The 22,263-nt window shown below is 64.8% G+C and carries 18 protein-coding genes and 2 riboswitches; of the genes, 11 read left to right on the forward strand and 7 right to left on the reverse strand.

Annotated elements, in window-relative coordinates; genetic code table 11:
* Window positions 1-4: 4 nt before the first annotated feature.
* A complete protein-coding gene (locus tag B6V73_RS08065) occupies window positions 5-1,027 on the reverse strand; it encodes a D-cysteine desulfhydrase (RefSeq protein ID WP_075774700.1) in 1,023 nt (340 codons plus the stop codon).
* A 108-nt stretch (window positions 1,028-1,135) separates the two neighbouring features.
* Between B6V73_RS08065 and B6V73_RS08070 the strand changes: the two genes are divergently transcribed.
* From B6V73_RS08070 to B6V73_RS08085, 4 genes are all read left to right on the forward strand, one after another.
* Window positions 1,136-2,026 (forward strand): LysR family transcriptional regulator, encoded by an 891-nt coding sequence (locus B6V73_RS08070; RefSeq protein WP_088718754.1) that lies wholly within the window; start codon window positions 1,136-1,138, stop codon window positions 2,024-2,026.
* A gap of 232 nt (window positions 2,027-2,258) precedes the next feature.
* Entirely contained in the window at window positions 2,259-3,014 is a 756-nt protein-coding gene (locus B6V73_RS08075; protein ID WP_088721653.1) for a hypothetical protein, read from the forward strand.
* Between the two features lie 88 nt (window positions 3,015-3,102).
* Entirely contained in the window at window positions 3,103-3,936 is an 834-nt protein-coding gene (locus B6V73_RS08080) for a hypothetical protein (protein WP_088721654.1), read from the forward strand.
* A 149-nt stretch (window positions 3,937-4,085) separates the two neighbouring features.
* The gene (locus tag B6V73_RS08085; RefSeq protein ID WP_168174877.1) at window positions 4,086-4,871 is read left to right on the forward strand and encodes an outer membrane beta-barrel protein; all 786 of its coding nucleotides are present in this window, start codon (window positions 4,086-4,088) and stop codon (window positions 4,869-4,871) included.
* A 100-nt stretch (window positions 4,872-4,971) separates the two neighbouring features.
* On the opposite strand, the gene B6V73_RS08090 is transcribed toward B6V73_RS08085, so the two are convergent.
* From B6V73_RS08090 to B6V73_RS08110, 5 genes are all read right to left on the reverse strand, one after another.
* Window positions 4,972-5,214: a phosphopantetheine-binding protein gene (locus tag B6V73_RS08090; protein WP_088724977.1), complete on the reverse strand. Its 243-nt coding sequence runs from the start codon at window positions 5,212-5,214 to the stop codon at window positions 4,972-4,974.
* Window positions 5,211-6,392, reverse strand: a complete 1,182-nt coding sequence (locus B6V73_RS08095; RefSeq protein WP_088724978.1) for a dihydrolipoamide acetyltransferase family protein — start codon at window positions 6,390-6,392, stop codon at window positions 5,211-5,213. Before B6V73_RS08095 ends, B6V73_RS08090 begins: the two co-directional genes overlap by 4 nt.
* Before the next feature lie 4 nt (window positions 6,393-6,396).
* Complete coding sequence (gene pdhA / locus B6V73_RS08100; RefSeq protein WP_088724979.1) at window positions 6,397-8,394, reverse strand: pyruvate dehydrogenase (acetyl-transferring) E1 component subunit alpha; 1,998 nt, start codon at window positions 8,392-8,394, stop codon at window positions 6,397-6,399.
* Window positions 8,391-10,130 carry an acetate--CoA ligase gene (gene acsA, locus B6V73_RS08105; RefSeq protein WP_088724980.1) on the reverse strand — a complete coding sequence of 580 codons (1,740 nt, stop codon included), beginning with the start codon at window positions 10,128-10,130 and terminating at the stop codon, window positions 8,391-8,393. The genes pdhA and acsA overlap by 4 nt, the downstream gene beginning before the upstream one ends.
* Before the next feature lie 120 nt (window positions 10,131-10,250).
* A complete protein-coding gene (locus B6V73_RS08110; RefSeq protein ID WP_088724981.1) occupies window positions 10,251-12,887 on the reverse strand; it encodes a cation-transporting P-type ATPase in 2,637 nt (878 codons plus the stop codon).
* A gap of 219 nt (window positions 12,888-13,106) precedes the next feature.
* On the opposite strand from B6V73_RS08110, the gene B6V73_RS08115 reads away from it, so the two are divergent.
* Genes B6V73_RS08115 through ugpC form a run of 4 tightly spaced genes read left to right on the forward strand, consistent with a single transcriptional unit; the run spans window position 13,107 to window position 17,288 of the window.
* Entirely contained in the window at window positions 13,107-14,366 is a 1,260-nt protein-coding gene (locus tag B6V73_RS08115) for an ABC transporter substrate-binding protein (RefSeq protein WP_088718762.1), read from the forward strand.
* A gap of 29 nt (window positions 14,367-14,395) precedes the next feature.
* A complete protein-coding gene (locus tag B6V73_RS08120) occupies window positions 14,396-15,277 on the forward strand; it encodes a sugar ABC transporter permease (RefSeq protein ID WP_088718763.1) in 882 nt (293 codons plus the stop codon).
* A complete protein-coding gene (locus B6V73_RS08125; protein WP_088718764.1) occupies window positions 15,274-16,167 on the forward strand; it encodes a carbohydrate ABC transporter permease in 894 nt (297 codons plus the stop codon). Before B6V73_RS08120 ends, B6V73_RS08125 begins: the two co-directional genes overlap by 4 nt.
* 2 nt (window positions 16,168-16,169) lie before the next feature.
* Window positions 16,170-17,288: a sn-glycerol-3-phosphate ABC transporter ATP-binding protein UgpC gene (gene ugpC / locus B6V73_RS08130; protein ID WP_088724982.1), complete on the forward strand. Its 1,119-nt coding sequence runs from the start codon at window positions 16,170-16,172 to the stop codon at window positions 17,286-17,288.
* Between the two features lie 24 nt (window positions 17,289-17,312).
* Here the strand turns inward: ugpC and ppsA are convergent, their stop codons facing one another.
* The gene (ppsA, locus tag B6V73_RS08135) at window positions 17,313-19,700 is read right to left on the reverse strand and encodes a phosphoenolpyruvate synthase (protein WP_088724983.1); all 2,388 of its coding nucleotides are present in this window, start codon (window positions 19,698-19,700) and stop codon (window positions 17,313-17,315) included.
* A gap of 148 nt (window positions 19,701-19,848) precedes the next feature.
* Window positions 19,849-20,052: riboswitch (cobalamin riboswitch) on the forward strand.
* Between the two features lie 123 nt (window positions 20,053-20,175).
* On the opposite strand from ppsA, the gene B6V73_RS08140 reads away from it, so the two are divergent.
* The 3 genes from B6V73_RS08140 to nrdH all read left to right on the forward strand — a co-directional run bounded on the left by B6V73_RS08140 (window position 20,176) and on the right by nrdH (window position 22,252).
* Window positions 20,176-20,481, forward strand: a complete 306-nt coding sequence (locus B6V73_RS08140) for a hypothetical protein (protein WP_075774686.1) — start codon at window positions 20,176-20,178, stop codon at window positions 20,479-20,481.
* Window positions 20,482-20,611: 130 nt separating this feature from the next.
* A complete protein-coding gene (locus B6V73_RS08145) occupies window positions 20,612-21,661 on the forward strand; it encodes a homocysteine S-methyltransferase family protein (protein ID WP_088724984.1) in 1,050 nt (349 codons plus the stop codon).
* A 77-nt stretch (window positions 21,662-21,738) separates the two neighbouring features.
* Window positions 21,739-21,934, forward strand: a riboswitch (cobalamin riboswitch).
* A 96-nt stretch (window positions 21,935-22,030) separates the two neighbouring features.
* The gene (gene nrdH, locus B6V73_RS08150; protein ID WP_088718769.1) at window positions 22,031-22,252 is read left to right on the forward strand and encodes a glutaredoxin-like protein NrdH; all 222 of its coding nucleotides are present in this window, start codon (window positions 22,031-22,033) and stop codon (window positions 22,250-22,252) included.
* Window positions 22,253-22,263: the final 11 nt, after the last annotated feature.

Raw genomic sequence — 22,263 nt, forward strand, 5'->3', positions numbered from 1 at the left:
GATCTCAGGCCACCACGAGGGCTTTGTTGGCCTCGGCAAAGACGGTCTCGTAGCCGAACAGCGCCGCGGCGCCGCCGGTATGCAGGAAGACCACGCGCTCGCCTTTCTTGAAATGCCCCTTGCGGCAATAGTCGATCAGCCCGGCCGCGCCCTTGCCGGAATAGACCGGGTCGAGAAGGATCCCTTCGAGCTGCGCGAACATGCGGATCGCCTCCAGCGTATCCTCTCGCGGGATGCCGTAGCCCTCGCCGACATAGCTGCAATCGGCCACAACGTCCTCGCGGGCCACCACACCGGGGCAGCCCAGCTTCTCGGCGGTCTTCTGCGCCAACGCGAAGACATTGGCCTCCTGCTTGTCCTTCGGCGCGCGCACCCCGAACCCCGTCAGCGGGATCCCGGCATTGATCGCCTTGAGTCCGGTGATCAGCCCGGCCTGCGTGCCCGCCGAGCCGGTCGCCGTCGCGATATGGTCGATCACCAGCCCGCGGTCATTCGCCTGCCCGACCAGTTCGAAGGCGCAGTTCACATAGCCGAGCGCGCCGGTCGCGTTGGAGCCACCGCCGGGAATGACGTAGACCGTCCGGCCCTCGCCGCGCAGCTTCTCGGCGACCGCCTCCATCTCGGCCTGCATGTCCTTGCCGCCCGCCCGTTTCGACGTCGTCGCCCCATGCAGATGGTCGAGAAGCACGTTGCCGTTCTCGTTGTAATTGGCGTCGTTCGAGCCGGTGCGATCCTCAAGCAGGATATGGCAGGCCATCCCGAGCTTCGCCGCAGCCGCCGCCGTCTGGCGTGCGTGGTTCGACTGGGTCGCGCCCTGGGTCATCACGGTATCGGCGCCCATCGCCTGCGCCTCGGCCATCAGAAATTCCAGCTTGCGCGTCTTGTTGCCACCGGTCGACAGGCCCGTGCAGTCGTCCCGCTTGATCCAGATTTCCGGCCCGCCCAGCTCTTTCGAGAGGCGATCAAGCTTTTCGAGAGGGGTCGGCAGATGCGCCAGGTGAACGCGGGGAAAGCGAGCGAGATGCATATGGAGTTCCTTGGGTAACTTGTCTGTATCGAGCGTTGCGCAGATCAATCCCCTATGCAAATTCGAAATTCTTGATATGTTTTGCACTTCTTGCAAGTTAGGGGCGATATGCGACTGGAATGGCTCGAAGACATCCTCGCGATCGAGGATACGGGATCTTTCAGCGGCGCAGCCGAGCGCAGGATGCTCACGCAATCCGCATTCTCGCGCCGAATTAAGCAGATCGAGGATTTCGTCGGCGTCGAATTGTTCGACCGCTCGCACAAGCCGATCCGTCTCAAGCCGACGACGCGGGCGCAGCGAGAACAAATCATGCAGCTGTCGAACGGGCTGCGTCAGCTCGTCGCCGATCTGCGGCGCGGCGACAGCGTGGCAAGCAACCGCGTGGTGATCGCCTGCCAGCACTCGCTGACCACCGGGCATATACCATCGATCCTGCGCAAGATGCCGACAGAGCGCGAGGGGATATATGTCCGCCTGCGCTCGGCCAATCTCGACGCCTGCACGGGGCTACTGCTCTCGCGGCAGGCCAATGTCGCGATCGTCTACCGCACGCCGGACGAAAGAGACGACGCCCGTGCCGATTTTCTCGAGGAGATCACGATCGGCACCGACCGGCTGATCCCGGTCTTCAACTCCAGCCTGCCGAAAGCCGCGCCCGAGGGCGCCGGTCCCGTCGAGACGCCTTACATCGCCTACCCCTCGGACGTCTTCTTCGGCCAAGTGATGGAGCGCAGCATCCTGCCCTATCTCAGCCCGGCGATCCGCTATGCGCCCAAGGTCGAGACGGCACTGACGCTGGCGGCGGTCGAGATGGCGGTGATCGGCATGGGGGTCGCGTGGGTCCCGGAATCGCTCGCACTGGAGCCGATCACGGCGGGACATCTGGTCGATCTCTCCACGGAACTTCCGGTCTGTGAATTGCAAATCAAGGCGATGCGCCTGCAAGGCAATTACAACCTCGCGGAAGAGACTTTCTGGTCGTCGCTCAGGTCTTGAAACCTGGTCGTCGCTCAGGCGCCAAATTGCCCGGAACTTGCCGCCGAGATCCATGAAGTGCGGTCGCAACCTCGATCGTGGCAGACGAGGATCGAGAAGCACGGAGTCGGTCTGTGACGCGGTTAGATAGAAATATTCATCATATTGATAGGAATCAAAGTTCGCTCTCTTCTCCTGTGATTTTCTCTGATCGACGCGGGTTCCATGCGTCATCAAAGTGGAGGAAGATGAAATGCGTAATCCATTGTTCACGGGCAAATCTCGCGTCTCGCTCGTCGCTCTTGCAGCGGCGCTGGGAGTCGCGATCGCATGGCAGGCACCGGTCACCGGTCCGCTAAGCTTCGCGGCCAATGCACAGGAGTCCGGCGGCCAAGGGACCGGCAAGGGAAATCAAGGCGGTCAGGGTCAGGGCAGCAAAGGCGCTCAGACCGGGCAATCGCAAGGTCAGGGACAAGGCGGCCCGGGAGAAGATTCCGACGGCAAGGGGCCGCAGGCAGGCGCCCCCTCCTCTTCGGGCGGCGGCAAGCCGACCTGGTCGCAGGAAGGAATTCCGGAGGTCGAACTCGGTCGTCTGAACGTCGCGCGCTCGCCCGAGCACGTAATCGATCAGGCCTATGAAGAAGCGCTCGCGTCGATCTCGCCCGAGATGGTCTCCTTCTACAACCTGTCGCTGGACAAGGCGATCGAGGAGCTCTCGCTGAACTGGGACAACGTGAGCTTCATCGACTCGCCGTTGCAGAACCTCGGCCTTCTGCAGGCGACGCTCGACGGCTCGACGCCGCTCGCGAGTTCCGGCGTCTCGAATGATGCCGACACGCTCGCGGCGATCTTCCTCGGCGCGGCGTCGGACAAGACTGTCCCGATCTCGACCGATACGGTGATTGCGGTGACGCAGATCCTCGGGGTTCCGGTGACGGGTACCGCAGCGGCATCCCTCGCTGCAGATGCCGAGGCCGTTCGCATCGCGATCCTCGCCGGGCACGGCTGATCGCATCTCAAACGCAAAAGCCCGGACCCGCCCGTCGGCGCGGGGTCCGGGTCGACAGACCCATTTCCAACATAACAAGGAGGCAGTCATGACACGCAAGACTGCAAAACGCGCAACGACCGTAGCCGGCATCGCGCTCATCGCGGGGCTGGGCTTTACCGTGCAGCCCGGCCCGACCTTCGGAACATTCCATCTGTCCGTGCCGAGCGCTCTTGCGCAGGACAGCGGCTCGCATACCGATGGCGATCACACGGATGGCGGCCAGCAGAAGGGCAAGACCGGCGAGGCTGGCCATGGCTCGAGCAGCGGCGGCCACGAGGACGACGGCACGCATGAGGAGAGCGGCGGCCATGGCGGCGCCAGCGGCTCTTCCGGGCAGGGTCAGGGGGGCCCCGGCCCCGATTCCGAGGGCAAGGGTCCGCAAGCCGGCACCCCGTCGGGCACGCGCGGCACCAAGCCCGTCTGGTCCAGCGAAGGAATTCCGGAGGTCGAACTCGGGCGGCTGAACGTGGCGCGTTCACCCGATCACGTGCTTCAGCGCGCCTATGAGGAAGCCCTAGCGACGATTTCGCCGACCATGGTTTCGTTCTACAACCTGCCGCTCAATCAGGCGATCGACCAGCTTTCGCTGAACTGGGACAACGTCTCTTTCATCGACTCGCCACTGCAAAACCTCGCCCTTCTCAAGGACACGCTGGATGGCAGCTCGGCGCTCTCGAGTCTCGGGGTGACGAACAACACCGCGACGCTGGAGGCGATTTTCCTGGGCACGGCCTCGGACAAGACCGTGCCGATCACGGCCGCCACGGTGACGGCGGTGACGACCATTCTCGGCCAGCCGGTGACGGGCGCGGCAGCGACCAGTCTCGCCGCGCAAGCCGAAGCGGTGCGGATCGCGGTTCTCGCCGGGCATGACGGCTGAGACTCTATGGAACCTAGGCAACACTCTGCCCTCGCGTAAAGCGTGGGCAGAGAATTTCACTTCTGCTTGCACGGTTAGGAGATCATTATCCCGCGACATGGGGATATCCGACCCGGCGAATGACTAAAGACGGACAGAGAGGCATCGAGATGGAATTTTCAACGAAGCTGGCTGCGGCCTGCGCCCTTGTCTTCAGCCTTGCGGCCCCGGCGGCTGCTACGGCACAAGACTCGGCCAACTTCTTCAAGGTGGGCACGGCAAGCGTCACTTACGGACCTTACGTGCGCTTCGGGCTCGGGGTCGCAAACACCCGACCCTCCGACGAGCACTGGCTCCCGCCCGGACAGTCCGATCCGCGGATCGATTTCAACCTGAGCAACGATACGAGTGGCTTCGGAGAGATCGCCTTCGGCTATGACTGGATGAACGGCTTCCGCGGTGATGTCAGCGTCCTCACGACTGGCTCGGCCACGACGACCGGTCCGCACACGACCAGCGGCGAGCATGCCGACATCACCTCGGCTTCGGTTTCGACCAGCGCGGTGATGGGTAATCTCTACTATTCCCCGTTCGAGCAGATGGGCGTCAATTCCCGTCTGCATCCCTTCGTCGTGGCGGGGCTTGGTTACGCCAACAACAAGGTCAGCGACTGGACGCGGACGAATACCGCGAAGCAACCCGAAAACCGGACCTTCTCGGGCGACACCCACGGTGATTTCGCCTATTCGCTCGGCATCGGCATGGCCTACCAACTGACGGCTCCCGGCAAGCATCCGGCGATCCTCGAGATGTCCTATCGCTATTACAGCTTCGGGACCGCGAAGGGCGGCAGCACGCCGCTGACGAGTGGTGAATCGCCGGTCGCTCCATTGACCTTCGAGAACGACGCGCATGTGCTCTCGATCAGCCTGCGCATCCCGCTGCAGCGACTCTGAGGCTTCTTGCGGGGGATGCCGGACTGCTTGCTGCCCTATCCAGCCCCCCGCAGGACTTCCGATAAAGCAGCTCCGCCAGATACGGCTGCGCCCCTCCCTCTCACATCCGCGACGCGAGAAACCCCGCAGCAAGATCCGGGGTGGCGATCTGGGGATACTCGACTTCGGCAATCTCGACGCCGAAGCGTTTATCGAGCGCAATCACCAAATTCAGAATATCCATCGAGTCGAGTTCAAGATCGTCCTGAAGATGATCGGACCCCGCGATTTCGGCGGGATCGAGATCGGGAGCGACGCGCACGAGCTCCTCGATATAGGCTCTGCGGATTTCGTCTTCGGTCATAGCTCCTCCGGCGTTTGCAGCTTCGCGTCGATCGCGGTCAGGAATTTCGAGCCCAGCCGCCCGTCGCTCACGCGGTGATCCGCGGCGAGGGTCAGCGTCACGGCCTGCGCGGCAACCACCTTGCCGTCTCGCACCAATGCTTGCGGGCCAGGCGCACCGGCGGTGACGATGGCGACCTGCGGCGGCACGATGATTCCGGCCATCGCCTCGACCCCGCTCTCGCCAAGCGCCGAGAAGGTCAGCGTCGCCATGCTCATCTCCGAGCTTTTGAGCCGCCCGGCGCGAGCGCGCATCGTGAGGTCGCGCATCGCCTCCATCAAATCCTGCAGGCTTTTCTTGTCGGCATCGAGGATTGCTGGGGCCACGAGCCCGCCGCCCCGAAGCGCGATTGCGAGACCTAGATGAACCGCCGGGGATGGCGTGAACCCGTCCTCCCCGAAATGCCCGTTCACCGCCTTTTCTTCGCGTGCAGCCAGCGCCACTGCCTTCATCAGGAGCGCGCCCATCAGGATGCGTTCTTCGGGCGGGCGGTTCGCATTGGCGGCGCTCAGCCAGTCGCTCGCAGCGCTGAGATCGACCGTGTGGGTGACGTAGTAATGCGGGATCTCGCGTTTGGACCGGGCCATCGCAGCGGCGATCGCCTTGCGCATCTCGGCAATATATGCGCCGCGATCTTCTGCCGGGCTCGGCGTCGCGGCGGGTTTCGTCGTCTCGACATCGGCGAGGACGATTGCGCCCCCCGGTCCGCTGCCGGTGATGTCTTCCAGCGCGACCCCCAATTCCGCGGCGCGTGCCTTCGCGGCAGGAGAGGCGGTGATCCCTGATGGGGTGGCGGGAGGCGGCGCACTTGGCGGCTCCATCCATACCTCCGGTTCGACCGGTTCGGTAGGCGACTGCGGCGCAACTGGCGGCGCGGCCTCAGAGGTCTCCGCCGACGCCTCCCCGGGCGCTTTGATAACGGCAAGCGGCGCGCCAACCGGCAGGTCTTGCCCAAGCTCTGCCACCAGATTTTCGACCACACCGTCCTCGAAGACCTCGATCTCGATCGCTCCCTTCTGGGTCTCGACCACCGCGACGATATCGCCGTGCTTGACCGTATCGCCGGGCTTCACCAGCCATTCGACCAGCTTGCCCGCCTCCATATCCGCGCCGAGCGAAGGCATCTTGAAATCGGCCATCGCCTCACCCTTTCCCGAGCGTCGTCTTCACGGCGGCGACGATAGCGGGCACCTGCGGAATGGCGGCGTCCTCGAGATGTTTGGGATAGGGTATCGGCACCTCGGCGGAGCAAACCCGCCCCACCGGCGCATCGAGGTGCCAGAAGGCCTGCTCGCCGATCCGGGCCGCGATCTCGGCGGAGAGCGAACCGGACCGCCAGCCCTCGTCCACGATCACCGCGCGGCGCGTGCGCGCGAGCGAGGCCATGATCGTCTCATCATCGAGCGGGCGCAGGCAGCGCAGGTCGATCACCTCCGCCTCGATCCCCTCGCCCGCCAGCGCCTCGGCGGCCTCAAGCGTCTTCCACAGCGATCCGCCATAGGTGATCAGGCTGATATCCTTGCCCTCGCGCCGGATCGCGGCCTTGTCGATGTCGACCGGCCCCGCATTCGCGGCGATCTGCCCGGTCATGTTGTAGAGCATGACATTCTCGAAGATCAGCACCGGATCGGGATCCTCAATCGCAGTCCAGAGCATCCCGCGCGCGTCCTCCAGCGTGGCGGGCGCGAGAACCCGCAGCCCCGGAATATGCGCGTACCACCCTTCGAGCGAATGGGAATGCTGCGCCGCGAGTTGCTTGCCCGCGCCGGTCGCAAGACGGATCACCACGGGTGCGCCGAACTGCCCGCCCGACATATGCCGGATCGTGGCGGCGGTGTTCATGATCTGGTCGAGCGCGAGCAACGAGAAATTCACCGTCATCACCTCGACGATGGGCCGCATCCCTGCCGCCGCCGCACCGATCCCGGCCCCGGTGAAGCCGGACTCCGACAGCGGCGTGTCGCGGATGCGGTCCTCGCCGAATTCGTCCATCAACCCTTTCGAGACCGCATAGCAACCGCCATATGCGCCCACATCCTCGCCCATCAGAAAGACCCGCTCGTCGCGGATCATCGCGTCGCGGATGGCCTGCTTGACCGCCTCGCGATAGGTCATCTCGACGGTCTCGGCGCCGGGTTCGGGCGGCGCGGGCGGCGCGGGGCGTTCCTCGGCCATGACATGGCGGGTGAGCGTCTCGAGCGGCTCCCACTCGCTCCCCTCGGCATAGGCGACGGCGGCGGCGATCTCGTCCTCCACCCCCGCCTCGATCTGCGCGACCTCTTCGGGATGCATCAGCCCGCTCTCGTAGAGCCAGGACTGGAACCGCACGATCGGTCCCTTCTCGCGCCACGCGGCCACCTCGTCCTTGTCGCGATAGAGCTGGGCGTCGAACATCGAATGGGCGCGGAACCGATAGGTCAGACATTCGAGGAAATAGGGTTTGCCAGTCTCGTGGATCGCGGCGAGCGCGCGTCGGGTGGCGGCCTCGACCGCGACCACATCCATCCCGTCCACCTGCTCGGTCGCGAACCCATAAGCCGCCGCCTTGCGCCGGATGTCGGTCACGGCCTCGGTCCGCGCCAAGGCCGAACCCATCGCGTAGCCGTTATTCTCGCACACGAACAACACCGGCAGCGACCAGAGCTGCGCGAGGTTCATCGACTCGTGGAACTCGCCCTCGGCCACAGCCCCTTCACCGAAGAAACAGGCGGTGACATGGGGCGCACCCATCATCCGGTCGCGCAGCGCGAGGCCCACGGCCAGCGGCAGCCCGCCCCCCACGATCGCGTTGCCGCCATAGAAATTCCGCTCGGCATCGAAGATATGCATCGAGCCGCCCCGCCCGCCCGAGGCGCCAGTGGCCTTGCCATACATCTCTGCCATCACCCGCTCCATCGGCACGCCGCGCACCAGCGCATGACCGTGCTCGCGATAGGTCGCCACCACGCGATCATCGGGGCCAAGCCGCGGGATCACGCCCGAAGCCACCGCCTCCTCGCCATCGTAGAGGTGCAGGAAGCCGCGGATCTTTTCCTGCGTGTAGAGCTCGGCGCATTTATCCTCGAAATGGCGCACACGGATCATCGCCGTGAGCAATTCGCGGATGTGGTCATGGGTCAGGTGCGGTTTGTTGGCAGTCATGTCTCGTCACTCTCCAGCGTCGAAATATCGCCTTCCGGCAGGCCCAGCTCGCGCGCTTTCAACAGACGGCGCATGATCTTGCCCGAACGGGTCTTCGGCAGGGTCTTGCGGAACACCACCTCGCGCGGGGCGACCGCCGCGCCGAGCTTCTTGCGCGCGAGACCACGGATGTCGCGTTCGAGATCTTCGGACGGCTCGAACCCCGGATTGAGCGCGACATAGGCCTTCACGACCTCGCCTGCGGTCTCGTCCGGCAGCCCGATCACGGCAGCCTCGGCCACTGCCGGATGCTCGATCAACGCGCTTTCGACCTCGAAGGGGCCGATCAGGTGACCGGAGGATTTGATGAGATCATCGGCGCGACCGACGAACCAGAAATAGCCCTCGCTATCGCGCATCGCGAGATCGCCAGAGAGATACCAGCCACCCACGAAACACTTCTTGTAGCGCGCCTCTTCATGCAGATAGGCGCGCATCATCGAGGGCCAGCCGGGGCGCAACGCCAACTCGCCGATCTCGCCGGGCTTGCAGTCGCGCAGGCCGTCGTCGACACGCTCCACGATCCCCGCCGCGATCCCCGGCAGCGGTTTTCCCATCGAGCCGGGATGCACATCCATCGCGCGGGTATTGGCGATCATGATGCCGCCGGTCTCGGTCTGCCACCAGTTGTCGTGGAAGGGCTTACCGAAGACCTCGTTGCCCCAGACCACGGCCTCGGGATTGAGCGGCTCGCCCACCGAGGCCATGAACCGCAGTGTCGAGAAATCGTAAGGCGCGGCCGCCTCTTTCCCTGCGCGCATCATCATGCGGATCGCGGTGGGCGCGGTGTACCAGACCTCGATCTGCTCGCGCTGCAGGATCGAATACCAGCGGTCGAGATCGAAATCGGCCTCATCAACGATCATCCGCACCCGGTTCACCAGCGGCGAGATGATCCCGAAGGATGTCCCCGTCACCCAGCCCGGATCGGCGGTACACCAGTAGCGCGTGCCCGGCGTCAGTTCGAGCGCGTAGCGGCCCGCCGCCGCATGCATCACCACCGCATTATGCACATGCACCGCGCCTTTCGGGCGGCCCGTGGTGCCGGAGGTGAAATGGATCAACGCGGGATCTTCGGGTGCCGTATGAACCGTCTCGAACGCCTCCGAGGCCGCCGCCATCGCAGGGCCGAGCGCCACGCAACCCTCCGGCGCTTCGTCGCCGATGATCAGCACCAGTTTGAGCGAGGGAATTTCGTCCCGCCACGCGGCGATCTTGCGGCGATAGATCGAGGCGGTGGTGATCAGCGCATTGGCCTCGCCGATCTCGAGCCGGGTGCGCAGGGGCTCGGGTCCGAAGGCGGAAAAGAGCGGCGAGAAGATCATCCCTGCCTTCAGCGTGCCCAGCGCCGCGACGTAGAGATCGGGCACCCGGCCGGCGAGACCGAAGAGCCGGTCGCCCGGTTCCAGCCCGTGCGCAGTCAAAACATTGGCGAAGCGCGCGGTCCGGGCAGCGAGATCACGATAGCTCAGGCTTTGCCGCTCGCCGTCCTTGCCGAGCCAGAGGATCGCCTCGTCATCCCCATGACCCGCAGCGACATGCCGATCCACCGCCTCATGCGCGATGTTTAATCCGCCATCGGGAAACCCGTCGACCATCGCCCGCGCGGTGTCCCATGTGAACGCCTTGCGGTCCTCCTCGGAGAGCGTGGCGGCGGCGCGTTCGGCGGCCGACTTCTGGATGATCGCCCAAGTCATCACGCCTCCTCCCAAGGTGATGCCAGTCGACAGACCGCTCCCTGTCACGAACGGCCATGATCTTCCCTAGGCGAAGACAGGAGGCAGTTTCATTGATGTGGCTCAACGCGGGAGCGGAAATTATCTGCGGGTTGCGCGCGATACGACCAGATGCCCCAGCAGCGGCGGAAGCAGGCTCATCGCCCCGGCGAGCGTCAGCCCCGCGATTCCGGGCGACGGAAGCTGCAGCACATCGGAGAGCCCGGGTAGCCACAGCGCCCCCGCGATCAGCACGAGACACAGCACGAGCGCGCCCCAGACATAAGGGTTGCGCGTCACATCGTTGCGCAGGGCGTGAGTGTCCCCCTCCCGCATGTTGAACACGTTCCAAAGCTGGCCCAGCGCGAGGGTGACGAAGGCCACCGTGACGGCGGCCCCGGGGGCAAGCTGTAAACCGTAGAGCGCCCCTCCGAAGGCCAGCATCGTCGCGAGGGTTACAATGACCCCAAGAATGACGATGCGTTCCCATTCGCGCCGCGCGAGGATCGGCTCCGCACGGTCGCGGGGCGGACGGCTCATTTCGTGTCCGTCGCCATGCCCCATCCCAAGCGCAAGCGCCGGGAAGACATCGGTGACGAGATTGAGAAACAGGATCTGCAGGGGCAGGAGCGGCGCGGGGAGCCCCACCCCCACGGCGATCCCCACCACGAGGATCTCCGAGAGATTGCACGACATCAGGTAGACGATGAACTTGCGGAGATTGCCGAATATCACCCTGCCCTGTCGCACCGCCTCGACGATGGTTGCGAAATCATCGTCCTTGAGCACCATATGCGCCGCCTCGCGGGCGACTTGAGTGCCGCGTTGTCCCATCGCAATGCCGATATCGGCCTTCTTCAGCGCCGGTGCGTCATTCACCCCGTCGCCCGTCATCGCAACGGTCTCCCCCTCGCGCTGGTAGAAACTGACAAGCTCCAGTTTCGTCGCCGGGGCCACGCGGGCGAAGACGCTGGCCTTGCGCAGGCGGTCGAGCGTGTCATCGCTGGCGCTCTCAAGATCGAGACCTGTCAGCTCTCTCCCCTCGATCGCCATTACACCGTCCTCACTGATCCCGGCATCTCTGGCGATGCGTGCGGCGGTCTCGGCGTGATCCCCTGTCAGCATGATCACCCGTATCCCTGCGCTCTGGCAGGCCGCGATCGCGGGCGGGACATCCTTGCGCAGGGGATCGGCGAGACAGGCGATACCGACCAGCGTCAGCCCTTCATAGGGGGCCTCCTCCGTCCCCTCCGCCTGCTTCATAGCGAGTCCTATCCCGCGCAACCCCTCGCCCGCCGCTTCAGCGTTGCGGGCGATCCAGCTTGCCTTGTCCTCATCGCTCAGCGGACGCGCACCCTCCGGCCCCAGAACCTCGGAGCACGCAGCGATCACCGCTTCGGGCGCGCCCTTTGTCGCGTAGAGCATACCACCCTGCGGAAGTTCATGGACCGTCGCCATCATCAGGCTGTCGGTCTCGAACGCATGCTGGAGCAGGCGTGACTCTGCTCCGTCTTCGGACACCCCTAGCTTTCGCGCTGCACTCAGTAGCGCCAGCTCGGTCGGATCCCCGATCCGGCCATCCTCGCCGTCCCCCAGCTCGGCATTGTTGCACAGCATGCCGATCTGCAGCGCCGCGCGCAGACGGTCGTCCGCGATTCCGCTATCCGGGCCGTCCAGATTCACGCTCCCCCCGTCGAGCAAGACCTGAACCACGCTCATCCGGTTCTCGGTCAGCGTCCCCGTCTTGTCCGTCAGGATCAGCGTGGTCGCCCCGAGCGTCTCGACCGAGGACAACCGGCTGATCAGGGCGTTGCGCTGCACCATCCGCCACATCCCACGCGCGAGCGACAGCGTGGCAACGACGGGAATCCCTTCGGGGATCGCGGCCACGGCAAGCGCGACCCCGGTCTGGATCATACCGGTAAGCGGGTGGCCCTGCGCCAGCCCCGTGACGATGATCGCGACGGCGAGGACGATCGTCAGCCAGACAAGTCGCTGCCCGAGCCGCGTCAATTGGTGTTCGAGCGGTGTGGGCTCCGTGCTGGCCTCCATCGCGAGCTGGCTGATCTTGCCGATCTCGGTCTCCATGCCGGTGCGCACCACCACGCCGATCCCCGCACCCTGCGTCACGGCCGCGCCCTTGAACGCCATATTGGAACGATCCCCCAACACGACGTCGGAGGGCAACGCTTCGGTGATCTTGCGCACCGGAAGAGACTCGCCCGTCAGCACGGATTCATCGCAATAAAGCCCCGACGCTTCGACTAGCCGCAGATCGGCGGTCACAACGTCGCCCGCCTCGAGCATCACGAGATCGCCCGGCACCAGATCGTGGGCGTCGACTTCGCGCAGCATCCCGTCCCGGCGCACCCGGGTACGGACCTCGGCGACACTGAACAGCGCCTCCATGGAACGGGTCGCGCGCAGCTCGGTGAAGAACCCGATCGCGCCGTTCAGGAGCAGCACGACGAGTATCGCCAACGCCTCGACGATATCGTTGATGACCAGCGAGAACACCGTCGCCAGAACGAGAAGCGCGACGATCACCCCCTGGAACTGATGCAGCAGGATGCTGAGCGCACTGCGCGGTTTCTGACGGCGCAGGGCGTTCGGGCCGTGGCGCGCGAGGCGCGCGGCGGCCTCCTCGGCGGACAGCCCGTCCGGAAACGGCACGGACAGACGCGCCAGCACCGCCTCGGCGGTTTCGACAAATGCTGGTGCGGCGTCGGTATCCTGCATTCCCGGGGGCCTTCGGTGATCCCACGTCGATGGTAAGCCTTTCCGCGGCCTACGCAATCGTCTCGCCTTGCGTAGGAATGCCGCAGAACCTCCCCGGCCGCACCCAGATCACGGATCGTTGATCCCGGTCAATGACGGTTCACCGATGTCGCCCCAGCCTAGATCGCAGGTCTGGCTGCGAAATTTCACCGCAAGCGCGACCGGGAGGAGGAGGAAAACATGCATATTTGTAAAGCCATGATGGCGGCGGTGAGTGTCGCTGGCGCGCTTTCGGCCAGCGCCGCGCGGGCGGATGGCACGGTCGAGGTTCTGCACTGGTGGACCTCCGGGGGCGAGGCCAAGGCCGTCGGAGAACTGAAGAAAGCCTTCGAGGCCGAGGGCGGGGAATGGATCGACTCGCCGATCGCGGGCGGTGGCGGCGATGCCGCGATGACGGCGCTGAGGGCGCGCGTCGTGGCCGGAAACCCGCCGACCGCTGTGCAGCTCAAAGGGCCCGGTATTCAGGAATGGGCCCAGCAAGGCGCGCTCAACGACGTCCAGTCCGTGGCGGATGAGGGCAATTGGGACGATGTGTTGCCGCCGGCGCTGGCCGAAATCATGAAATACGAAGGCAAATACGTCGCAGCCCCGGTCAACATCCACCGCGTCGACTGGATCTGGGCCAACCCCGAGGCGCTGAAGAAAGCGGGCGTCGAAGGCATGCCCACGACCTGGGACGAGTTCAACGCAGCCGCCGACAAGCTGCAGGCGGCGGGTATCGTGCCGCTCGCCCATGGCGGTCAGCCTTGGCAGGACGCGACGCTGTTCGAAGACGTGGTGTTGGGAATCGGTGGGGCCGATTTCTACCGCAAGGCGCTGGTGGAGCTCGATCCGGAGGCCCTGACCTCGGACATGATGGTCAAATCCTTCGATCAGCTGCGCAAGCTGCGCGGCTATGTCGATCCGAACTTCTCGGGCCGCGACTGGAACCTCGCGACCGCGATGGTGATGCGCGGCGAGGCCGGTTTCCAGATCATGGGCGACTGGGCCAAGGGCGAATTCCTCGCGGCGGGCAAGGTTCCGGAAAAGGATTTCCTGTGCTGGCCCACGCCGGGCAAGGGCTTCGTGCTGAATTCGGACAGCTTCACCTTCTTCAAGGTGGAGGGAGAAGACCGCATCGAGGGCCAGAAAGTGCTGGCGCGGTTGATCATGTCGCCCGAGTTCCAGAAGGTCTTCAATCTCGCGAAAGGGTCGATCCCGGCGCGCACGGATGTGCCGCTCGATGATTTCGACGCCTGTGCCAAACGCTCGCACGAAGACCTGCTGGCCGCGATCGAGAACGACACGCTGGTGCCGTCGATGGCGCATGAGATGGCGGTGCCCCGCTCGGTGCGCGGCGAGTTCCTCGATCTTGTGACGGCGTTCTTCAACTCCGACATGAGTTCCGAGGACGCGGTCAAGCAACTCGCTGCCGCGGTCAAGCGCGCGCAGGAAAACTAGGGCCTGCAATGTCCGGGAGGACGGGCCCCATGGCAAGGTTCGGGCGGGCGCTGGAAAGGCGCCTGCCCGCGATTGTCGTCTCTCCGCTGTTCGCGGCGAGCTTGTTCTTCGTCTACGGCTTCATCGGCTGGACGGCCTATATCTCGCTGACCCGCTCGGGGGTGATGCCCGACTACCAATTCGACGGGGTGAGCCAATATGTCCGTCTCTGGCAGACGCCGCGCTGGTACGTGGCGATCCGCAACCTGTTTGTCTTTTCGGGCCTGTTCATCTCGATCTCGATGGCGATCGGCATCCTTCTTGCGATCCTGCTCGACCAGAAGGTGCGCATCGAGGGGGTGATCCGCACGATCTACCTCTACCCGATGGCGCTGAGTTTCATCGTCACCGGAACGGTCTGGAAATGGATGCTGAACCCCGGCCTCGGCCTGGAGCGGTTGATGCATCAGGCCGGGTTCGAGAGCTTCAGATTCGACTGGCTGGTGAACTCGCATTACGCGATCTACACGGTGGTGATCGCGGCCGTCTGGCAAAGCTCCGGCTATGCGATGGCGCTGTTTCTGGCCGGGCTCCGATCGGTCGATGACGAGGTGCTGAAAGCGGCGGCGATCGACGGCGCGGGCCCGTGGCGCACTTATACCGGGATCGTGCTGCCGATGCTGCGACCGGTGTTCCTCTCCACCGTCATCATCCTCGCCCATCTCGCGATCAAGAGCTTCGATCTGGTGATCGCGCTGACTGGCGGGGGGCCGGGCTATGCCACCGACATGCCCGCCACCTTCATGTATTCCTTCGCCTTTCAGCGCAGCGAGCTGGGCGTGGCGGCGGCGAGTGCCACGATGATGCTTATGACGGTCATCGCGATCATCGTGCCCTATCTCTACTCGGAACTGAGGAAGACAGCCGGATGAGCGCACGCAGCACAGGCGGGATCGTCCGGCGCAAGGGGCTGCATCACGGCCTGATGCGCGCGCTGCTCTTCGCGGTGCTCGGGCTGTTCTGCATCTACTACCTGATCCCGCTTCTGGTGATGATATCGACCTCGCTGAAATCGCTGGCCGAGATCAGGGAGGGCTCTCTCATCAGCCCGCCGCAGGCGCTCGACTTCAGCGCCTGGGAGAAGGCGTGGAACAGCGCCTGCGTGGGCGTGCGTTGCAACGGGCTTGCGCCCTATGTCTGGAACTCGGTGATGATGACCGTCCCGGCGGTGGCGATCTCGACGATACTGGGCGCGCTCAACGGCTATGCGCTGACCAAGTGGCGCTTTCGCGGCGCCGATACGATCTTCGCGCTGATGCTGTTCGGCGCCTTCATTCCGTTTCAGGTGATCCTTCTGCCGATGGCGCGGGTGCTGGGCCAGCTCGGGCTTGCGGGCACGGTCCCGGGGCTGATCCTCGTGCACACGGTCTATGGCCTCGCCTTCACGACGCTGTTCTTCCGCAACTTCTTCATCGGGGTCTCGGACGGCATCATTCAGGCGGCGAAGGTCGACGGGGCGGGTTTCTTCGGAATCTTCTTCCGGCTCGTGCTGCCGATGTCGCTGCCCGCGATCGTCGTCACCGTGATCTGGCAGTTCACCCAGATCTGGAACGACTTCCTGTTCGGCGTCGCCTTCACGATCGGCGACAGCAACCCGGTGACGGTGGCGCTCAACAACGTGGTGAACACCTCGACCGGGGTGAAGGAATACAATGTCGACATGGCCGCAGCGATCATCGCGGCCCTGCCGACGCTGGCGGTCTATGTCTTGGCCGGGGCGTGGTTCGTGCGCGGTCTCTCGGCCGGAGCGGTGAAAGGGTAGCGATGGCAGCGGGAATTTCCCTTCAGGGCGTGCGCAAACGCTTCGGGACCAACGAGGTGATCAAGGGCATCGACCTCGAGATCGAGGCGGGCGAGTTCATTGTCCTCGTCGGGCCCTCGGGCTGCGGCAAGTCGACACTGCTCAACCTGATCGCCGGGCTCGAGACGCTGAGCGACGGCCATATCGACATCGCGGGGCGACGGGTCGACGACACCCCGCCGCGCGACCGCGACATCGCGATGGTGTTCCAGTCCTATGCGCTCTACCCGACCAAGACGGTGCGCGAGAACATCACCTTCGGGATGCAGACCCGCCACGTCCCGCGCGCCGATCAGACCAAAGCCGTCGAGGAGTTCAGCACGCTTCTGCAGATCCATCCCTATCTCGACCGCAAGCCCGGCCAGCTTTCGGGCGGCCAGCGCCAGCGCGTCGCGATGGGCCGCGCGCTCGTGCGCAAGCCCGAAGTGTTTCTGTTCGACGAGCCCCTGTCGAACCTCGACGCCAAACTGCGGATCGAGATGCGCACCGAGATCAAGAAGCTGCACCAGCGGCTCGGCAAGACCGTCGTCTATGTCACCCACGACCAGATCGAGGCGATGACGCTGGCGACACGGATCGCGGTGATGGATAACGGCCATATCCGTCAGGTGGCCGAGCCCGGTGCGATCTACGACGATCCGGTGGACCTGTTCGTCGCGGGCTTCATGGGCTCGCCGCCGATGAACATGCTGCCCGGTGTCCTGCGCCGCGGGGGGCCGGAAGGCGTATCTGTCGAAGTGGCGGAGGGCGCGGCAGAAGCGCTTCGGTTCCCCTTGTCCCAAAAGCTCGCGGAGCGGATCACCGCCCCCGACGGGCAAAAGGTCGTCCTCGGGCTTCGGCCGGAGGTGATCTTCATGGCCGGGACCGAACTGCCCGGCCCCGACCGTTTCGTCTTCGAACGTCCGGTGGATCTGGTCGAGCCGACCGGACCGGACACGATGATCGTCTTCGCCCTGGGCGAGACCGAGGTGATCGCCCGGGTCCGGCCCGAGGACGCCCTGCCCCCGGGCGCGCCCTTCAGCTTCGAGGTCGATATGGGCAAGGCCAAGGTCTTCGACGCCGAGACCGGGCTGCGCCTCTAACGCGTGCAGCCCGCGGGCGTCCGGTCACCCTTTGCCTTCGGCCTCCGCGACATGGCCTTTCACCTTCAGGAAGCTGTCCGGTGTCACCGAGATCGAGTCGATCCCGAACTCCACCAGTGTGCGGGCGAATTCAGGGTAGTTCGAGGGCGCCTGACCGCAGAGACCGACCTTCGCGCCCACGCCATGCGCTTTCTCTATGACCGTCCGGATCATCCACTGAACCGCGGCATGGCGTTCGTCGAAGAGCGTCGCGAGCCTGTCGCTGTCGCGATCGATGCCGAGGGTCAGCTGCGTCAGATCGTTGGACCCGATGGAGAACCCGTCAAACCGCTCGGCGAAGGCTTCGGCGAGGATGACGTTCGAGGGCACTTCGCACATCACGTAGATCTGCAGCCCGTTCGATCCGCGCACCAGCCCTTCCTCGGCCATCACCGCCAGCACGCGGTCGGCCTCCTCGGGCGTCCGGCAGAACGGAACCATCACCAGCACATTGTCGAAGCCTGCCTCTTCGCGCAGCCGACGGATCGCCCGACATTCCAGCCGGAACCCGTCGACATAGGCCGGATCGTAATAGCGCGAGGCGCCGCGCCAGCCGATCATCGGGTTGGATTCCACCGGCTCGAACTGCCGCCCGCCAAGCAGGTCGGCATATTCGTTCGTCTTGAAATCGCTCAGCCGCAGGATCATCGGGTTCGGATAGGCCACGGCGGCGATCCGGGACAGGCCGAGCGCCAGTTGATCGACGAAATATTCGGACTTGTCCTCGTATCCCCTAGTGAGGGTTTCGATTTCCTCCCGCACTTCCGCCTCCTGAATGTCGGAGAAATGCAGCAGCGCCATCGGATGGACCCGGATCGTGTTCGAGATCACGAATTCCATCCGCGCCAGACCGACACCGTCGATCGGCAACCGCCACCAGCGCGCGGCAATGGCCGGATTGGCGAGGTTTAGCATCACCTTGGTCTTGGTTTCCGGCACCGCGTCGAGGTTCAGATCTTCGACCGAGAATTCGGCAAAGCCGTCATAGACCAGACCCTCGTCCCCTTCGGCGCAGCAGACGGTCACCTCCTGCTCGTCATGCAGCACATGGGTCGCATCTCCACACCCGACGACGGCGGGAACACCCAACTCGCGGCTGACGATGGCGGCATGGCTGGTTCTGCCGCCGTGATCGGTGATGATCGCCGAGGCCCGTTTCATCACCGGCACCCAGTCGGGGTCCGTCGTCGAGGTGACAAGGATCGAGCCGTCCACGAAATCGTCGATGTCCTTGACGTCCTCGATCAGGCAGACCCGCCCGGTCGCGATCTGCTCGCCCACCGACAGACCGTTGACGACGACCGGACCGTGCGCGCCGATCGTGTAACGCCGCAAAGACCCGGCGGAGACTCGCGACTGCACCGTCTCGGGGCGCGCCTGCACGATGTAAAGCTTGCCCGTGACGCCGTCCTTGGCCCATTCCATGTCCATCGGCTGCCCGTAATGCGCTTCGATGGTCGCCGCTTGCTGCGCGAGGTCGAGCACTTCGTCATCCGACAGGACGAACCTCCCGCGCTCGGCTTTCGAGGTCGGCACGTTGCGCACCGGGTTCGGAGCGTCCGGCCCGGCATAGATCATCTTGATCTCTTTCGCGCCGAGCTTCCTCTCGATGATCGGTTTGATCCCCGTCTTACCGAGGAACGGCTTGTAGACCTGAAACTCGTCCGGCGTGACCGCGCCTTGCACGACGTTTTCGCCCAAGCCCCAGGCCGCGCTGATCAGCACGACCTTGTCGAAGCCGGTTTCGGTGTCGATCGAGAACATCACCCCCGACCCGCCGATATCCGAGCGTACCATCTGCTGGACGCCCACGGAGAGCGCGACATCGAGGTGATTGAACCCTCTGAGCTTGCGATAGGTGATCGCGCGGTCGGTGAAGAGCGAGGCATAGCACTTGCGGCAGGCGGTCAGAAGCTCCTCCTCGCCCGAGACGTTTAGGTAGGTCTCCTGCTGACCGGCGAAGCTGGCATCGGGAAGGTCTTCGGCCGTCGCGCTCGAGCGCACGGCGACGGAGACCTCGGGCACCCCTGCCCGCTTGGACAGATCGCGATACGCCTCCCGGATTGCGGCTTCGGTCGAGGCAGGCCAATCGCCTGCCACGATCGTGTCGCGAATGCTTTGCCCGGCGACGTGAAGGCTGATCTTGTCGGCATCGTAATCCGCAAGATAGCCCGCGATGGCCTCGGTCAGTTTGTTCTCTTCAAGAAACATCCGATAGGCGTCGGCGGTGGTGGCGAAGCCCGGCGGGACCTGAATACCCTTGGCGCCCAACTCCTGCACCATCTCGCCGAGCGAAGAGTTCTTGCCGCCCACAAGCGCGACATCTTCGCGGCGTAAGCTATCGAAAGGAATGACTTCTTTCTTCGTCGTCATGGGCTCGCCTCTCCTGTTTGCACTTGCGGGCACTCTATCCGAGGCGCGCATCGGGGCCTTGATCTCTGTCAACGCGGAGCCTTTCGGACGGGGCTCTGCCCGCGTACCCTCCGCCGCCCAATCCGTTCTGGACAGCGCCGGATTTTCCTGCGATCAAATCCGGGATGGTGTCCGGCCCCAAAGGGTCGGCTGAAAAGGGAACACGGTGCGGGCGAGGCCCAACTCCGTGACTGCCCCCGCAACTGTAAGCGGCGAGCGCCACCGAAAACGCCACTGACCTGCAAAGGTTGGGAAGGTCCGGTGAAGCCACGACCCGCGAGTCAGGAGACCTGCCATCTCGGATGCGCCGCCGCGCATCTCGGTCACCTTAAACCCGGGCGGGGTGCCCTGGGACGGAGAGTCGAGAGATGGACCAGATCGGACCTCGCATATCGCCGTGCCGCGACCAATCCCGCCCTTTTGCGCGGAGGGCGCGATGCTTTTGGAACGAACGCTTTCACTCTTACAACTCGATATAGGACCGATCTCGCCGCTGCGGGCGCGTGAGCTGGGCACGCTGGGCTACATGGAATGGCTTGGCACGCTGCCGGGCGACATGCCCTATGCGAAGGCGGCGATTGTCGCCCATATGCAGGCCTATCCGCATTCCCTGATCTCGCCCGCGGTGGAGGTGTTCTGCGAACTCCTGCTGGAGTCGCTGACCCCGCAGCCCTTCGCCCTGCCGATCGAGATGCCGCCGCCGGTGCGGCGCGGCGGGGCACGCGCCCGGCGCGGCCTCTGACCCGTTTTTCGTCTTGCGGTCGCATTCAGCGGCCCGGCCGAGGACCATTGCAGCAGGGAACGGCACTCCGTCTCCTGTGAGGCTCGGCTTCATCAAACGATGGTCATGGATGAACTGAGAGGATCTCTCCATGAATGACAACAAACTGACCCGCCTGCTCGACGCGCGCCCGGTGATCTGCGCCGAGGGCTTTCTGTTCGAACTGGAACGGCGCGGCTATCTGACCGCCGGGGAATTCGTGCCCGAGGTGGCGCTCGAATACCCGCAGGCGCTGCGCAATCTGCATGTCGATTTCCAGCGCGCCGGCAGCGATATCGTCGAGGCCTTCACCTATAACGGCCACCGCGAGAAGATGCGCGTGATCGGCAAGGAAGACCTGCTGGAGCCGCTCAACCGCGCGGCGCTGAAGATCGCCCGCGAGGTCGCCGATGCCAAGACCGGAAACCTGATGGCGGGCAATATCTCGAACACGAATATCTGGGACCCGGCCGATCCGGCGCGGCAGGCCGAGGTGCGCGCGATGTTCGACGAGATGGTCGGCTGGGCGGTCGAGGAAGGCGCGGATATCCTCATCGGCGAGACCTTCTACTACGCGGGCGAGGCGCTATGCGCGCTCGAGGCCGCGAAGGCGTCGGGGCTGCCGGTGGTGCTGACGCTGGCACCGATGGCGGCCAACGAGATGATGGACGGGGTCGGCATCTTCGAGACCTGCCAGAAACTTGAACAGGCGGGCGCCGATGTCGTCGGGCTGAACTGCTTCCGCGGGCCGCAGACGATGATGCCGTGGCTGCGCAAGGTGCGCGCGGCGGTGAGCTGCCATGTCGGCGCCCTGCCCGTGCCCTACCGGACCACGAAGGAGGAGCCCACCTTCTTCAACCTCTCCGATCACAACGGCTGCACCTGCCCCTCGCCGCATGGCCGGACCTTCCCGACCGCGCTCGATCCGTTGGCCTGCAACCGCTACGAGATCGGCGCCTTCGCGCGTGAGGCGCAGGCGATCGGGGTGAATTACCTCGGCGTGTGCTGCGGGGCGAGCCCGATGCATATCCGCGAAATGGCCGAGGCCGTGGGTCGCGAGACCGAGGCCAGCCGCTTCTCGGAGCGCATGGAGAACCACTTCATGTATGGCCAGAACGCCCGCCTCCCGGCGCATATCCGGGCGCTCGGCGACGGGGCCTGAGGCAAGACACGCTCCTGTCGCGCGAGAGTTTCGCGCGGCAGGGTAATCTATATATTGACACCACTACACCATGCATCACAATATGGTGTTGCTTTGGTTCCTGCGAGTCACTCCGCAGGCGAAGAGGGAAGCCGGTGGAATTCCGGCGCTGCCCCCGCAACTGTAAGCGGCGAGCCTGATGTCCGAATGTCACTGGTGCGATGCGCCGGGAAGACGGACCGAGAGGCGTTCGAGCCGCGAGCCAGGAGACCTGCCAGAGCAGATAGACGACGACCGCGGCGGAGGGCCCGGGCGCGTGGCTATGTGCTGCGGCACCCTGCCCACGAGCCTTGTCCCGCGCTGCCGACAGCAAACAAAGGGACAGGACACATGACCATCACCGTCTATTCGAAACCGGCCTGCGTGCAATGCACCGCCACGACCCGTGCGCTGGATGCCAAGGGGATCGACTACAACGTGATCGACCTCACCAAGGATGCCGCCGCGATGGAGATGGTGCAGGACTTGGGCTACCGGCAGGCCCCGGTGGTGATCGCCAACGAGGATCACTGGGCGGGCTTTCGCCCCGACATGATCAACCGTCTGGTCTGAGTCCTAGCCGC

The sequence above is a fragment of the Thioclava sp. JM3 genome (genome assembly GCF_002213185.1).
In the GTDB taxonomy this organism is placed as follows: domain Bacteria; phylum Pseudomonadota; class Alphaproteobacteria; order Rhodobacterales; family Rhodobacteraceae; genus Thioclava; species Thioclava nitratireducens.